This window comes from Pseudomonas sp. No.21 (assembly GCF_054558415.1).
Map to the genome: position 1 here is coordinate 368272 of NZ_BAAJNO010000008.1, position 15665 is coordinate 383936.

Annotated in this window: 12 protein-coding genes; 9 read left to right on the forward strand and 3 right to left on the reverse strand. The window is 66.0% G+C overall.

From position 1 onward, the window contains the following. Window positions 1-162 precede the first annotated feature (162 nt). Genes ACYJSS_RS19070 through ACYJSS_RS19100 form a run of 7 tightly spaced genes read left to right on the forward strand, consistent with a single transcriptional unit; the run spans window position 163 to window position 8365 of the window. A complete protein-coding gene (locus ACYJSS_RS19070; RefSeq protein WP_111264330.1) occupies window positions 163-2388 on the forward strand; it encodes a type VI secretion system Vgr family protein in 2226 nt (741 codons plus the stop codon). A 28-nt stretch (window positions 2389-2416) separates the two neighbouring features. Beyond that, entirely contained in the window at window positions 2417-2863 is a 447-nt protein-coding gene (locus ACYJSS_RS19075; RefSeq protein WP_236204801.1) for a DUF6484 domain-containing protein, read from the forward strand. Between the two features lie 13 nt (window positions 2864-2876). Beyond that, the gene (locus tag ACYJSS_RS19080; protein ID WP_236204800.1) at window positions 2877-3992 is read left to right on the forward strand and encodes a DUF2169 family type VI secretion system accessory protein; all 1116 of its coding nucleotides are present in this window, start codon (window positions 2877-2879) and stop codon (window positions 3990-3992) included. Next, the gene (locus tag ACYJSS_RS19085; protein ID WP_111264332.1) at window positions 3992-5026 is read left to right on the forward strand and encodes a beta-ketoacyl synthase N-terminal-like domain-containing protein; all 1035 of its coding nucleotides are present in this window, start codon (window positions 3992-3994) and stop codon (window positions 5024-5026) included. Before ACYJSS_RS19080 ends, ACYJSS_RS19085 begins: the two co-directional genes overlap by 1 nt. Continuing rightward, a complete protein-coding gene (locus ACYJSS_RS19090; protein ID WP_236204799.1) occupies window positions 5026-6213 on the forward strand; it encodes a PAAR-like domain-containing protein in 1188 nt (395 codons plus the stop codon). The genes ACYJSS_RS19085 and ACYJSS_RS19090 overlap by 1 nt, the downstream gene beginning before the upstream one ends. A 17-nt stretch (window positions 6214-6230) precedes the next feature. Continuing rightward, a complete protein-coding gene (locus ACYJSS_RS19095) occupies window positions 6231-7130 on the forward strand; it encodes a beta propeller repeat protein (protein WP_236204798.1) in 900 nt (299 codons plus the stop codon). After that, the gene (locus tag ACYJSS_RS19100; RefSeq protein WP_236204797.1) at window positions 7130-8365 is read left to right on the forward strand and encodes a TIGR02270 family protein; all 1236 of its coding nucleotides are present in this window, start codon (window positions 7130-7132) and stop codon (window positions 8363-8365) included. The genes ACYJSS_RS19095 and ACYJSS_RS19100 overlap by 1 nt, the downstream gene beginning before the upstream one ends. A 13-nt stretch (window positions 8366-8378) precedes the next feature. Here ACYJSS_RS19100 and ACYJSS_RS19105 read toward each other — a convergent pair whose 3' ends face one another. Both ACYJSS_RS19105 and quiC read right to left on the reverse strand, forming a co-directional pair. Continuing rightward, on the reverse strand, window positions 8379-9047 hold the full coding sequence (locus tag ACYJSS_RS19105) for a TetR family transcriptional regulator (protein WP_236204796.1): 669 nt from the start codon (window positions 9045-9047) through the stop codon (window positions 8379-8381). Between the two features lie 78 nt (window positions 9048-9125). Then, window positions 9126-11036: a 3-dehydroshikimate dehydratase QuiC gene (gene quiC, locus ACYJSS_RS19110; protein ID WP_111264807.1), complete on the reverse strand. Its 1911-nt coding sequence runs from the start codon at window positions 11034-11036 to the stop codon at window positions 9126-9128. 577 nt (window positions 11037-11613) lie between these two features. On the opposite strand from quiC, the gene ACYJSS_RS19115 reads away from it, so the two are divergent. Both ACYJSS_RS19115 and ACYJSS_RS19120 read left to right on the forward strand, forming a co-directional pair. Beyond that, window positions 11614-12990 (forward strand): MFS transporter, encoded by a 1377-nt coding sequence (locus ACYJSS_RS19115; protein ID WP_236204795.1) that lies wholly within the window; start codon window positions 11614-11616, stop codon window positions 12988-12990. Window positions 12991-13104: 114 nt separating this feature from the next. Next, a complete protein-coding gene (locus ACYJSS_RS19120; protein ID WP_111264808.1) occupies window positions 13105-14370 on the forward strand; it encodes an OprD family porin in 1266 nt (421 codons plus the stop codon). An 886-nt stretch (window positions 14371-15256) separates the two neighbouring features. On the opposite strand, the gene pcaC is transcribed toward ACYJSS_RS19120, so the two are convergent. Further along, window positions 15257-15652: a 4-carboxymuconolactone decarboxylase gene (pcaC, locus tag ACYJSS_RS19125; protein WP_043245095.1), complete on the reverse strand. Its 396-nt coding sequence runs from the start codon at window positions 15650-15652 to the stop codon at window positions 15257-15259. Window positions 15653-15665: the final 13 nt, after the last annotated feature.

Consider the following 15665-nt stretch of genomic DNA (forward strand, 5'->3'; position numbering starts at 1 on the left):
GATTCGCGGATATCGGAAAAAGCGCCCGGGACGAGCGTCGTCTGCTAATACTTCGACCCAGGTTTCCCCGGAAATCCCGGCCTGCCCGCCCCGCGTCGATCCCCTGGCGCCGGCCCGATGGCGGTTCGCTCCGATCCCAGTGGTACACGAGGCAAGGACAGCATGGCAATCACACAACAGGCCCGCATGGCCAAGGTCAGCAGCCCGCTCGGGCCCAACGTCCTGGTCCTTGACCGGCTCGATGGCCATGAGGAACTGGGGCGGCTCTTCGACTACGAGCTGAGCCTGGTTTCGGAAAACTACGCCATCAAGCTCGATGCCCTGCTGGGCAAGCCCATGGGCGTCTCCCTGGAGTTGCCCGACGGTAGCCAGCGCTACTTCCACGGCATCGCCTGCCGCTGCAGCCAGACCGCCGGCACCGGCCAGTTCGCCGGCTACCAGATCAGCCTGCGGCCCTGGTTCTGGCTGCTGTCACGCACCTCCGACTGCCGCATCTTCCAGAACAAGACGGTGCCGGACATCGTCAAGCAGGTGTTCCGCGACCTGGGCTTCTCCGACTTCGAGGATTCGCTGTCACGCTCCTACCGCGAGTGGGAGTACTGCGTGCAGTACCGCGAGACCAGCTTCGAGTTCGTCAGCCGGCTGATGGAACAGGAAGGCATCTACTACTACTTCCGCCACGAGAAGGAGCGCCACGTGCTGGTGCTCTCCGATGCCTACGGCGCGCACAAGTCGGTGGCCGACTACGCCTCCGTGCCCTACTACCCGCTCGAAGACCAGATGCGCGAGCGCGACCACATCTATGACTGGCACCTGGCCCGCGAGGTGCAGCCCGGCTCCCTGGCGCTGAACGACTACGACTTCCAGCGCCCCAGCGCGCGCCTGGAGGTGCGCTCCACCGTCTCCCGCCCGCACAGCAATGCCGAGCACCCGCTGTACGACTACCCGGGCGAGTACGTGCAGAGCAAGGACGGCGAGCAGTACGCACGCAACCGCATCGAGGCGATCCAGACCCAGTACGAGCGCGTGCACCTGCGCACCAACGCGCGCGGCCTGGGCTCCGGGCACCTGTTCAAGATGACCGGCTACCCGCGCGACGACCAGAACCGCGAGTACCTGATCGTCGGCGCGCGCTACTCCATCAGCCAGGAAAGCTACGAGAGCGGCGCCACCGGCGGCGTGCTGCAGTACGAGAGCGCCCTGGACTGCATCGAGGCCTCCCAGGCCTTCCGCCCGATGCCCACCACCATCAAGCCCATCGTCCAGGGGCCGCAGACGGCCATGGTCGTCGGCCCCAAGGGCGAGGAGATCTGGACCGACCAGTACGGCCGGGTGAAGGTGCACTTCTATTGGGACCGGCATGACCAGTCCAACGAGAACAGCTCCTGCTGGATGCGTGTGTCCCAGGCCTGGGCCGGCAAGAACTGGGGTCATATCCAGATCCCGCGCATCGGCCAGGAGGTGATCGTCAGCTTCCTCGAGGGCGACCCCGACCGCCCGATCATCACCGGTCGCGTGTACAACGCCGAGCAGACCGTGCCCTACGAGCTGCCCGCCAATGCCACTCAGAGCGGCACCAAGAGCCGCTCCAGCAAGGGCGGCACGCCGGCGAACTTCAACGAGATCCGCATGGAGGACAAGAAGGGCGAGGAGCAGCTCTTCATCCACGCGGAGAAGAACCAGGACATCGAGGTCGAGAACGACGAGACCCACTGGGTCGGCCATGACCGCACCAAGACCATCGACCACGACGAAACGGTGCACGTGAAGCACGACCGCACCGAGACCGTGGACAACAACGAGACCATCACCATCGGTGTCGACCGTACCGAGAAGGTCGGCAACAACGAGAAGATCACCATCGGCGTCAACCGCACCGAGGACGTCGGCAGCAACGAGACCATCACCATCGGCGCCAACCGCACCGAGAAGGTGGGCAGCAACGAGAACATCACCATCGGCAGCAACCGCACCGAGAGCGTGGGCAGCAACGAGAACATCACCATCGGCAGCAACCGCACCGAAAGCGTGGGCAGCAACGAGAACATCACCATCGGCGCCGACCGCACCGAGAGCGTGGGGGCCAACGAGCAGGTGGACATCGGCAGCAACCAGACCACCAGCATCGGCAAGAACGAGTCGCGCAGCATCGGCCAGAACCGCAGCACCGACGTCGGCCAGAACGACAGCGTCGACATCGGCAAGAACTTCTCGCTCAACGCCGGCGACTCCATCAGCCTGGTCACCGGCTCCGCCAGCATCACCATGAAGAAGGACGGCACCATCGTCATCCGTGGCAAGAACATCACCATCGACGGCTCCGGCGCGATCAACATCAAGGCCAGCAGCAACGTCGTGGTCAAGGGTCAGAAGATCCTGCAGAACTGAGCCCGCGCTCGGTCAGGGAGTACAGAGCATGACAGTCCAGATCCACACCCCCGCCGCCACCCGCCTCGATGGCGTGGTGATCGGCATCCTCCTCGACGTGCCCGAGGCCTCCAGCCCGGTGGTGGCCTTCCCCGGCTGCCCGTCGGAGACCGGCATCGCCGCGACCACCACCACGGTGCTCGCCCGCGAGGACATCGGCACCCAGGTGGCGCTGATGTTCGTCGGCGGCGACCCCGCCCTGCCCCTGGTGATCGGCCGCATCCAGCGCCTGCCGGAGACCCGCAGGGAGCCTTCGGTGGCGCACATCGACGGCGAGCGCCTGGAGTTCTCGGCCGAGCGCGAGATCGTCCTGCGCTGCGGCAAGGCCAGCATCACCCTCACCCGCGAGGGCAAGGTGCTGATCAAGGGCGCCTACCTGTCCAGCCGCTCCTCCGGGGTCAACCGCATCAAGGGCGGTTCGGTGCAGATCAACTGACAGAGCCGCATACATGGAATTGCTCAACGCCACCCGCCTGACGGCCGCCTACACCCAGGGCCTGGCCCCCGACGGGCGCGAATCCCTGGTGGTGGTCGCCAAGGGCACCTTCGACCTGCCGCTCGATGGCAGCGAGGCGCGCCTGGCCGAGGTCCAGCGCCCGCTGCTGATGGCCGACGAATACGTCGGCGAGCCCGGCCTCTCGGCGCCACGCCAGGAAATGGACTTCGCCCCGGTCAAACCCTTCTGCGACGTGCTGGTGATGGGCAAGGCCCATGCCCCCAACGGCCGCCCCGCCACCCAGATCACCGCCGGCATCCGCCTCGGCCGGGTCAGCAAGGCCTTCAGCGTGCTCGGCCCGCGCCAGTGGCAGCCCGGCATGCTCGGCGCCAGCCCCGGTGTCCCGCAGCCCTTCCTCGAACAGGACATCGGCTACGCCCACGCCTTCGGCGGCCGCCACGCCATGGCCGAGCGGCCGGACTTCGCCGAGACCTACCTGCCCAACCCGGCCGGCATCGGCTGGTACCCCAAGAGCGCCGGCACCGCCGAGATCGTCGGCATGCCCATGCCCAGCACCGAAGCCCTGGGCCAGCCGATCGACAGCCCCAACGGCGACTTCACCCCCATGGCCCTCGGCCCCATCGGCCGCCACTGGCCGCCGCGCATCGGCTATGCCGGCACCTATGACGAGGCCTGGCTGGCCGACCACTTCCCCTTCCTGCCGCCGGACTTCGACACCCGCTACTACCAGGCCGCCCCGCCGGACCAGCAGACCGAGTACCTGCAGGGCGGCGAGGATGTGCTGCTGCTCAACCTGACCAAGCAGGAGCGCGCAGGCTTCAAGGTGCCGAGGATGCAGGTGCCGGTGACCTTCTTCCTGAAAAAGGGCGGCCACGAGACGGTGCAGGCGGTGATCGACACGCTGGTGGTGGACACCGACGCCGGCAAGGTGGAGATCACCTGGCGCGCGAGCCGGGCGCTGAGGAGGAACATGTTCGAGATCACCCAGGTGCTGGTAGGCACCAAGTCAGCTGCCTGGTGGCGGGCCAAGGCCCTTGGCAAGGACTACTACCCATCACTTTCGTCGTTGACCGCTGCCCGGCGCACCGATGCGCAGGAGCAATCCTAATGACCAGTTTCTGCGTCCTCGGCTCCGGCATGGTGACAGCTGTCGGCCATGACGCGCCCTCCAGTTGCGCAGCCATTCGCTGTGCCATCGACAACTTCCAGGAAACCCGCTTTATGGACAGCGGTGGCGAATGGCAGATCGGCTCGACAGTTCCCCTGGAACAGCCCTGGCGGGGCCGGGTAAAGCTGGTCAAGATGGCCGCCCGCGCGATAGCCGAGGCGGTGCGCAGCGTGCCCGGCTGTCAACCCGACCAGACGCCGCTGTTGCTGGGCCTGGCCGAGGCCGAGCGCCCCGGCAGGTTGGCGAACCTGGACATCAGCCTGCTGCATGACATCCAGCGCGAACTCGGTATCGAGTTCCATGAGGCTTCCAGTGTCATTGCACGTGGCAGGGTCAGCGGTGCCGTAGCGCTGCTCAATGCCCGCAAGCTCCTTGCCGCGGGGCACCGCTATGTACTGGTTGCCGGAGTCGACTCCTTTCTCGATGCCTCGACACTGGAGAGCTATGACAAACGGGAACGGTTGCTGACCAGTCGCAACTCCAACGGATTCATACCCGGTGAAGGTGCCGCCGCTGTCGTGCTTGGCCTGCCACGCCTCGATGAAAACCCACAGCTGGCCTGTATCGGCCTGGGCTTCGGTATCGAGCAGGCCAACATCGAAGCAGAAGACACTCCACTGAGAGCGGAAGGCCTCACCCAGGCGATACGGGCCGCTCTCGCCGAGGCAGGCTGTGGCCTGGAGAGCATGGATTACCGGCTGACGGATCTATCCGGGGAACAGTACTACTTCAAGGAAGCATCCCTGGCGATGAGCAGGAACCTGCGGGTGCGCAAGGAGTTCTTCGATATCTGGCACCCAGCGGACTGCATCGGAGAGTGCGGGGCCGCCATTGGCCCTGCAATGCTTTCCGTTGCACTGGCCGCTTCGCGCAAGGGCTATGGCGAGGGTCCCAACATCTTCTGCCACCTGGGTAACGATGCAGGACAACGTGCCGTCGTCCTCTTGAGCTACCAACATGTGAGGGCTGCCTGATGGCCAACCAGGTTTTCGCCAACAACATGGAAGTATCCTGCAAGTCGGCAAGCGGCAAATCCATCGCCTGCTTCCCCGACGTCTGCTTCACCCCGCCCCAGGCGCCTCCTACTCCCCCTGGCGTCCCCATCCCCTACCCCAACACCGGGATGGCCAGCGACACCACCAATGGCACCCGCACGATCAAGATCACCGGCAAGGAGGCGATGCTCAAGAACAAGAGCTACTTCAAGACCAGTACCGGCGACGAGGCGGGCTGCGCACCGAAGAAAGGGGTCGTCACCAGCAAGATCAAAGGCAAGGTCTACTACACCGCCTGGTCGATGGACGTGAAGTTCGAGGGTGAGAACGTCGTCCGCCACATGGACCTGATGACGCACAACCACGCATCGATGCCCGGCAACACACCGACCTGGCCCTATCTCGACGAAATGGCAGTATCCAAGGAAGAAGGACCTTGCAAGGACGACATCAAGAAGGAAAAGGAGGCGTGCAAGGAGTTCACCCCGCACAAGGCGGACGGCCCCAGCCCCTGTCCTCCAGATGGCAAGCCCTCCACCAAGGATGAAGCCGATGCTTATGCGGACAAGACTGCGGCAAAGGAGTGCCTCAGGGCCCGTCGATGCCAATTGAGCCCTTATGCGCCTACCGGAAAACAGCCCGGCTGCTGCCCGGGACAAACCGGGCACCACGTCGTTGAGGCCGGCTCGTTCTACAACGTGGGGCGAGGCGGCTCGAACTCGACGGCCATTGAGGGGACCGCGAACTACAACGCCGACAAGGCCCCATGCATCTGCGTGGAGGGCTGCAATCAATATCACGGTACTCACGGGCTGATGCACACCTACCAGAGCACCGCCGCCCTCAACAGCGGCGCGACCACCCAGGCCTTGCCGCTTGAAGGTGGGAAGCAGACTTCCGTCGTCAGCCTCACCTACAAGCAGGCAAAAACCTTCGGTGTCGATGCAGTAGGCAAGAGCTTCCCGGAGTCCAAGTGCGAACCTGCCTGCCTTGAAGCGCAGCTGGACGCTTACCACAACAAACAGGGCATCGACGACTCGACCCAATGTCGTTCCATTGCCACCGGTTACAAGGGAGACGAAGCAGAGAAGGCAGCCAATGCGGCTGTCGTAGCCCGCTCGTCCCGCCTGGCCGCCGCATCCGCATCCGCACCAAGCGGCCGATAATTTCTCGGGAGAAATTGATGACTCTAGGACTCAACACCAGACACACCTACGTATCCGGCTGCGTGCGCTATCACGACCTCGCCTATACCGCATCGCAGGACGATGCCGTACCGGCCGAGGTGGAGCACAGCCACTTCCATGAGATCGATGGCAGCAACCTTGGTTACATCGGCGCAGTGACCTGGGCCACGGCCAGCATGGCGGTGAGCAAATTCCCCCATGAGCAAATGATCGCCATGTCGGCTCACGGTGAAGTGAAGCTATTTGGCAGTGGGAAACAGAGCGACGAGCAGATCACCACTCCCGATGGTTCTCCAGAAACACGGGGGCTGCTCAGAAAGCTGCGCACCATCGAGAACCGCACGTACGCTGTTGGCATGGGTCGCCAGGTGTATCGCCGCGAGAACGAAGATGACTGGCGTTGTCTCGACCAGACCATTCGACCTGCTGTCGGGGAGGTCAAGGGCTTCGAGTCCATCGACGGCTTCTCGTCTTCGGATATCTACGCGGTAGGTTGGGATGGCGAGATCTGGCATTTCGATGGACAGAAATGGGATCAGAAAAGCAGCCCGACCAACGTCGTGCTGACCAGTGTCCTCTGCGCTGGGGACGGCAACGTCTACATCGCAGCGCGTCAGGGTCTTCTGATCCGCGGCCGTGGCGACAGCTGGGAGAGCATCGAGCACGAAAGCATGGATGAGGACATCTGGGACCTCGCCTGGTATGGCGAGACACTCTATCTGTCGACCTACAGAGGCGTGTTCAAACTGGCCGGCGACAAGCTGGTTCCCGTCGATTTCGGCGCTGACAAGGCCTGGACCACCTACCACCTGAGCGCCGCCGATGGCGTGCTCTGGTCTTTCGGCAAGAAAGATGTCATGGCCTTCGACGGCCAGACCTGGACCCGGGTCGACTGATGATCCCCATCGTCCTCGACCAGCACGCCGAAGAGGCCGGCTTCCTCGCCGGCCTGCGCGACTATGCCGTGCGCGCGCCGCATTACGACCTCAAGCACCTGCGCACTCTGGATGGCCGCATCGAGGCGCACCTGGACGGGCTGCTGGTGGCCGGGCTCAAGGGGCTGGACCTGTTGCTCAAGGGGCTGCATCCGCTGGCCACCGGCGAGGTGTTCGCCGCCACCGCGCTGGCCTTCATGGCCGGCAACGGCCCGGCGCTGTCCACCCTGGCCGAGCACCTGCGCAAGGCGCCGGACGGCGAGCGGGCCTTCACCGCCGCCCTCGGCTGGCTGGAGTGGGAGAAGGTCGAGCCCTGGATCGAACGCCTGCTCTCATCCCAGGAACCGCTGTTCCGCCGCCTGGGCCTGGCCGCCTGCGGCATGCACCGGCGCGACCCGGGCCCGGCGCTGATCGCCGGGCTGTCCCACGCCGACCCCGGGGTGCTGGCCCGTGCCGCGCGCACCGCCGGCGAGCTGCGCCGGCGCGACCTGATGCAGACCATCCGCGCCCACCGCCTGCACGCCGACGAGGCGGTGCGCTTCTGGGCCAACTGGGCAACGGTGCAGATGGGTGACGAAGAGGCCCTGGGCCCGCTGCGCCTGCTGGCCGAACAACAAGGCGCGTTCCGCCTGCGGGCCCTCGACACCCTGCTCTGCTGGCAACCCCGCGAGGCCAGCATCGCCTGGTTGCGCGGGCTGATGCAGAGCCCCGAGCACCGGCGCCTGGTGATCCAGGCCACCGGCCTGTTCGGTGACCCGGTGACGGTGCCCTGGCTGATCCAGCAGATGGGCGACCTGCCCCATGCCCGTGTGGCCGGCGAAGCCTTCACCCTGATCACCGGAGCGGATCTGGCCGAGCTGGACCTGGAGCTGAAGGTGCACCCCGACTACGACGCCGGGCCCACGGACGACCCCGAGGACCCGAACGTGGAGATGGACCCGGATACCGACCTGGCCTGGCCGGACCCGGCGCGGGTGGAAGCCTGGTGGCAGGCCAACCAGGAACGTTTCAACCGTGGCAGCGGCTACCTGCTGGGCCAGCCCCTGAGCGAGGCGCGCTGCCTGGAGGTGCTGAAGACCGGCTACCAGCGCCAGCGCATCGCCGCCGCCTGCGCCCTCGCCCGCTACATCCCCACCCGCCCGCTGTTCCCGACCAGCGCACCGGCCTTGCGCCAGCGCCAGCTGCTGGGCACCTGATCCCGCAGGGGGGTCAGGCCTTCAGGAAACGCAGGATCGATTCGACGATCATCTCCTTGTGACGCGCCTTCACATCGGCCTCGTTGAGGTCGATGGCGAAGATCGCGCCCAGGGTGTGGCGGTTGGAGACGCGGTAGAAGCAGAACGACGACATCAGCAGGTGCACGTCCATGGCCTGCACCCCGGCCCGGAAGGCACCCGCCTCGACGCCACGCCGGAGGATGTCGTCGAGGCTGGCGAGGATGGTGACGTTGAGCGAGCCGATGGCATCGGACTCACGGATGTACTGCCCGTGCTGGATGTTCTCGATGCTGACGATGCGCACGAAGTCGACGTTGCGGTCGTGGTGGTCGAAGGTGAACTCGACCAGGCGGCGGATCGCCTCGCGCGGTTCCAGTTCCGCCAGGTGCAACTGCGCCTCGGTGTGGCGGATGTCGCCGTAGAGCTTCTCCAGCACCCGCAGGTAGAGCTGCTCCTTGCTCTCGAAGTAGTAGTAGATCATCCGCTTGGAGGTCTGGGTGCGCTCGGCGATGGCATCGACCCGGGCACCGGAGAGGCCCTGCTGGACGAATTCGACGATGGCCGCCTGGAGGATGTTCTCGCGGGTCTTCTCCGGGTTGTTCTTGCGGCTCTTGCGGGGTGTCTCGACAGGCTCGTCGGGCAGGTCAGCGGTGATGGTCATACGGGACTCAGGCCAATGCATACCGGCCGGATTATGGGCCGGTCGCCCCTGCGAAGGAAGCGCCGGCCCGCCCATCGGCTAGAGCTTCGCCTGGCGTGCGGCGCCGCTGCGCGCCTTGGCCATCGCCGCCAGGCGCACCGCGACGTTGGCCGCACCGTAGCCGACATAGCCGCCCTTGCGCTGCAGCAGCTCGAAGAAGAAGCGCCCCTCGAACGGCTCGGTGTAGACGTGGAACAGCTCGCCGCCCTGGGCGTCGCGGTCGTAGAGCACGTTGTAGTAGGCCAGCTCGCTGAGGAACTCGTCGTCGAAGTCGAAGCGCGCGGCCAGGTCGTCGTAGTAGTTGAGCGGTATGTCCAGCAGCGGCACGCCGGCGTCCTTGGCCCGGGCGATCTCGGCGAACAGGTCGTCGCAGGCGAAGGCGATGTGGTGCACGCCCGAGCCCCGGTAGCTGGACAGCGCGTGGGAGATGGCGGTGTTGCGGTTCTCCGAGATGTTCAGCGGCAGGCGCACGCTGCCGCAGCGGCTGCGCAGCGCACGGCTCTTCACCAGGCCGTAGGGGTCAGGCAGCACCACCTCGTCGTCGGCCTCGAAATCCAGCAGGCCCTTGTAGAACAGCACCCAGCTGTCGAGCCCATCGGCCGGCAGCGCCATGGCCATGTGGTCGATGCGGGTGAGGCTGCCGCGGGCCTGCGCGGTGGCGTCGAGGCGGAAGTCGCTGTCGTAGATGGTCTGCCCTGGCGCTGAGGGCTCCACCAGGTAGATCAGGCTGCCGTCCGGGGCACGCACGGCGGGGATCTCCCGCTCGTTGGGGCCGACCAGGCCGCGATAGGGCTGGCCACGGTAGGCCCGCGCCCGCTCCAGGGCCGAGGCGCTGTCCGCCACGCGCAGGGCGGTGGCGCAGAGCGACGGGCCATGGGCCTCGAAGAAGCCGTGGGCGAAGGAATAGGGTTCGGCGTTGAGGACGATGTTGATATCGCCCTGGCGCAGCAGGCTGACGTCCTTGGAGCGGTGCTGGCCGGCGCGGGCGAAGCCCAGGCGCTCCAGCCAGGTGGCCAGCCGCGCGCCCTGCTCGCCGTCCACGGCGAATTCGAGGAACTCCACGCCGTCGTAGCGGCCGGCCGGCGGCGGCGCGAACAGCGCATCGAGGTCGGCCGGCGGTGTCGGGTCCTGGCGCAACAGGTCGCGGGTCTTCTCTTCCAGGTACAGCAGCGAGCGCAGGCCATCGGCGGCGTTGGCCCGAGGCGGCGCGGCACGGAAGCCGTCGTTGAAGATCTCCAGGGACAGCGGGCCGCGGTAGCCGCTGCGCAGGATGGGCGCGAGGAAGCCCGGCAGGTCGAACTCGCCCTGCCCCGGAAAGCAGCGGAAGTGGCGGCTCCACTCCAGCACGTCCATGGCCAGGATCGGCGCATCGGCCATCTGCACGAAGAAGATCTTCTCGCCGGGGATGTCGGCGATGGCGCGCGGATCGCCCTTGAGCGACAGGGTATGGAAGCTGTCGAGGATCACCCCGACGGCCGGGTGGTCGGCCTGGCGCACCAGGTTCCAGACCTGCTGCCAGGTGTTGACGTGGCGGCCCCAGGCCAGGGCCTCGTAGCCGATGCGCAGGCCACGTGCACCGGCGCGCTCGCCGAGCAGGCGCAGGTCGTCCACCAGGGTGCGCTCATCGCCCAGGGAATCGGCGGCGACGTTGCTGCACACCAGCACCAGGTCGGTGCCCAGTTCCTGCATCAGGTCGAACTTGCGCTCGGCGCGGTCGAGGTTCCTCTGCAGCCGGTCGCGGCGGCAACCCTCGAAATCGCGGAACGGCTGGAACAAGGTGATGGCCAGCCCCAGGTCGGCGCACAGCTGGCGCACTTCACGAGGGCTGCCGGCGTAGTAGAGAAGATCGTTCTCGAAGATCTCCACGCCGTCGAAACCGGCGGCGGCGATGGCTTCGAGCTTTTCCGGCAGGGTTCCGCTCAACGAGACGGTGGCAATCGAACGCTGCATGCTTGAGCTCCTGGCAAGGGCGCCGGTTCTGCGACCGGCGGCATGGATGGCCGACACGCCTCCCGATGCGAGGCCGGGATTTTGCGTGGAGGCCGTAGCGCAATCGATTATTCGTAGCTAAAGTCCGCCCAGCAATTGAAATGTACGAACTGGTTAGTTTTGTGTTCGATTACCGAACAGAAGGCCGGTTATCGAATTGACGGTATTTCGCTCGCTGCGCAACCATCTTCACCACATTGCAACCCGCCGCCGGTGCAGCCTGCTGAAAACGCCACGGCAAAACGCAATCGAAACCCAGCGTCACCACATAACAATTTCAAGAATCGGGTAAATCCTCATGCTCACTCCAAGCCGCCTCACCGCACTCCTCCCCCCGCCAGCCCCGCCGCGACTCGAACCCCGGGCGCGAACAGCCTAGCCATCCCCGGCAGCACTCCCTGAACCAGACCGGTCAACCCGGCGCGTGCCCCCGAGGGCACCGCCAGTCCGGCCAAGCCTGCGTGCACCTCATTCGACCCGGCACACTACCGGTCGAGCCCGCTTGCCCGGCGTACAGACAAGAACAACGGAGACAACGATGGCTACTCCCTCAAGCTCCCAAGCCAAGAAAGCAACTGCCAGCGGGTGGATAGGCTCCGCCCTCGAGTACTACGACTTCTTCATCTACGCCCAGGCGGCGGCACTGATCTTCCCGCAGATCTTCTTCCCCTCCACCGACCCGAAGATCGCCATCGTCGCCTCGCTGGCCACCTATGGCGTCGGCTACCTGGCGCGCCCCATCGGTGCCTTCGTGCTCGGCCACTGGGGCGATACCCGTGGCCGCAAGAACGTGCTGCTGCTGTGCATGTTCCTCATGGGCATCTCGACCATGGCCGTGGGCCTGCTGCCGACCTACCACGACATCGGCATCCTCGCGCCGGTGCTGCTGGTGATCCTGCGCCTGATCCAGGGCTTCGCCGTGGCCGGGGAGATCTCCGGGGCCAGCTCGATGATCATGGAACACGCCCCCTTCGGCCGGCGCGGCTACTACGCCAGCTTCACCCTGCAGGGCGTGCAGGCGGGCCAGGTCATGGCCGCCGCGGTGTTCCTGCCGCTGGCCTACTTCATGCCCAGCGACGCCTTCAACGAATGGGGCTGGCGGATTCCCTTCCTGCTCAGCGCCCTGGTGCTGGTGGCCGGCTACATCATCCGCCGTGAAGTCCACGAGACCCCGGCCTTCGTCAACGAGGAGTCGCAGCAGAAGGTCGCCAGGTCGCCGGTCACCGAAGCCTTCCGCCACAGCTGGAAGAACATGATCCTGGTCACCTTCATGGCGCTGATGAACGTGGTCCCCGTGGTCGCCACCATCTTCGGCGCGGCCTATGCGGTGCAGCCGGCCTACGGCATCGGCTTCGACAAGAGCGTCTACCTGTGGATCCCGGTGGTGGGCAACATCGTCGCCGTGCTGGTCATCCCCTTCGTCGGCAACCTCTCCGACCGCATCGGCCGCCGCCCGACCATGATCGCCGGTGCATTGGGCTCGGGCCTGCTCGCCTTCGCCTACCTCTACGCCATCAGCATCCACAACGTGCCCCTGGCCTTCGGCATGTCGATCCTCATGTGGGGCATGGTCTACCAGGGCTACAACGCGGTGTTCCCGAGCTTCTACCCGGAGCTGTTCCAGACCCGCTACCGCGTCTCCGCCATGGCCATCTCGCAGAACATCGGCACCATGCTCACCGCCATGCTGCCGGCGCTGTTCGCCGCCGTCGCGCCGCCCGGCTCGGACAACGTGCCGGTGATCGTCGGCAGCCTGGCCTTCGCCATCACCTGCCTCTGCGCCCTCGCCGCCTACCTGGCACCCGAGACCTACCGCCTGCAGATGGAGGACCTCGGCAAGCCGAACGCCAAGCCGATGGACAAGACCCAGTACGACAGCAGCCGCCAGGACAGCCTGCGCGTCGCCAGCCACTGATCCGCCGGGGCTCTCGCGAGCCCCCATCACTCGACCGCACCCGCCCTTTCGCGCCCCTCGGCGCGGAACGGGCACCCCATGCCTGAAAACAACAAGCAAAGAGGCACGCACACCATGCAACAGCTTCACACCCACCGCCTTTCCCGCGCCCGCCTGCCGCTCGCCGTCGCCCTGGCCATCGCTGCCGGTGCCGCATCCGCCGCCGAAGCCGGCTTCGTCGAGGACGCCACGGCCACCCTGACGGCGCGCAACTTCTACATGAATCGCAACTTCGTCGGCTCCAGCACCCAGGACCAGGCGGAGGAATGGACCCAGAGCTTCATCCTCGACGCCCGTTCCGGCTTCACCCAGGGCACGGTGGGCCTGGGCGTCGACGTGCTCGGCCTGTATGCCCTCAAGCTCGACGGCGGCAAGGGCACCCGGGGCACCCAGCTGCTGCCGGTGCACGACGACGGGCGCCCCGCCGACGACTTCGGCCGCCTCGGCGTGGCCGGCAAGATGCGCCTGTCGAAGACCGAGCTGAAGGTCGGCGAATGGATGCCGGTGCTGCCGATCCTGCGTTCCGACGATGGCCGCTCCCTGCCGCAGACCTTCGAAGGCGCGCAGCTGACCTCCAGGGAACTCGACGGCCTGACCCTCTACGCCGGCCGCTTCCATGGCAACAGCCCGCGCAACGACGCCAGCATGGAAGACATGTCGCTCAACGGCCGCGCGGCCTTCACCTCGGACCGCTTCGATTTCGCCGGCGGCGAATACACCTTCAACGAAGGCCGCACCCTGGTCGGCGCCTGGCATGCGCAACTGGAGGACATCTACCGGCAGAACTACCTGCAACTGACCCACAGCCAGCCCATCGGCGACTGGACCCTGGGCGCCAATATCGGCTGGTTCGACGGCAAGGAAGACGGCAGCGCCCTGGCCGGCGACCTGGACAACCGCACCTGGTCGGGCCTGTTCTCGGCGAAGATCGGCGGCAACACCTTCTACCTCGGCCTGCAGAAGGTCAGCGGCGACGACGCCTGGATGCGCGTCAACGGCACCAGTGGCGGCACCCTGGCCAACGACAGCTACAACTCCAGCTACGAGAACGCCAGGGAGAAGTCCTGGCAACTGCGCCACGACTACAACTTCGTCGCCCTCGGCATCCCCGGCCTGACCCTGATGAACCGCTACATCCACGGCTCCAACGTGCACACGGGCAGCGTCACCGACGGCAAGGAATGGGGCCGCGAAAGCGAGCTCGCCTACGTGGTGCAGTCCGGCACCTTCAAGAGCCTGGCGGTGAAATGGCGCAACTCCAGCCAGCGCCGCGACTGGGGCAACACCAACAGCTTCGACGAGAACCGCCTGATCGTCAGCTACCCCTTCTCGCTGCTCTGAATCCCCGCTTCATCCTCGTAGCTGCAACCCCTCGCCCGTCCTTGTGACGGGCTTTTTTCACAGGAGCGAGTTCATTCGCGATGAGGTATCCGGTCGCTCGGCGCCAGGTGCCGGCGGAAGGTCTTTCGCGGCTGAAGCCGCTCCCACAGGGGGCAGCGCCACCGTGCCCGATCAAAAACGCCACCGGTGCGTAGGGTGGATGACGCTCTTTTCATCCACCAGGCGGTGCCTCCGGTGAACGCGGTGCGAGGGCAGCCCTGCGGCCTGCTTGGCGAATGAATTGGCTATGTCTGCGTTAAGTGTTGCTAGAGGATTTGAGCCCAGCTGATTGCCGAGCTCTGATGATGTTTCTGGTTTCGCCCCCCGGGCGAGTCTCTTTCTTCAGTCGCCAAGAAAGAAACCAAAGAGGCTTGCCCCATCATCCGGCCCCGGCTTCGCCGGGGTTCCCTCACTCCATCGTCGCTCTGGGGGCCGGCGCGATGGGCCATCCATGGCCTGGCGCGCCTCTCGCGGCATCCATGCCGCTCGTCCCCCGGCGCAACGACTGCGTTCGGCCTCCTGGAGGGGCGTTGGCGGCTGCTCCAACTTTCTTCGTCCAGCGCATCGCCACGTGGTACGCAAAGGCTTTCGTAGGATGGGTCGGGCGGCGTTCCGCGAGCGAAGCGAAACCCATGCGGTGGAGGCGGCACGAACCCTTGGGCGCCCGGAAAGGACCGTGCTTGAGCACTTGCATTAAAACCACAACAGCTAACGCAGACAGAGCCAATGAATTCGCCCCTACAGGTGCAACCAGCGGCGGTGGCCTTGGTGCGTGAACGGGATACGCCGCACACACAAAAACGCCGCCCGGATGCGGGGTCCGGGCGGCGTTTGTATGGCTCGCGGGTCAGTCCTGCAGCGATTCCACGCCCAGCTCGTCCCACACCGATTCGGCCAGGTGGAAGGTGGCATTGGCGGCTGGAATGCCGCAGTAGATGGCGCTCTGCATGATCACTTCCTTGATCTCGTCGCGGGTGACCCCGTTGTTCTTCGCGGCGCGCAGGTGCAGGCGCAGCTCGCCCTCGCGGTTCATGCCGATGAGCATGGCGATGGTCACCAGGCTGCGGGTGTGGCGCGGCAGGCCCGGGCGCGTCCAGATATCGCCCCAGGCATGGCGGGTGATCATCTCCTGGAACTCTTCGTTGAAGGGCGTGAGGTTCTGCAGGCTGCGGTCGACATGGGCATCGCCCAGCACGGCGCGGCGCACCTGCATGCCGGCTTCGTAGCGCTCTTTCTCGTCCATCGGTCGCTCCTCG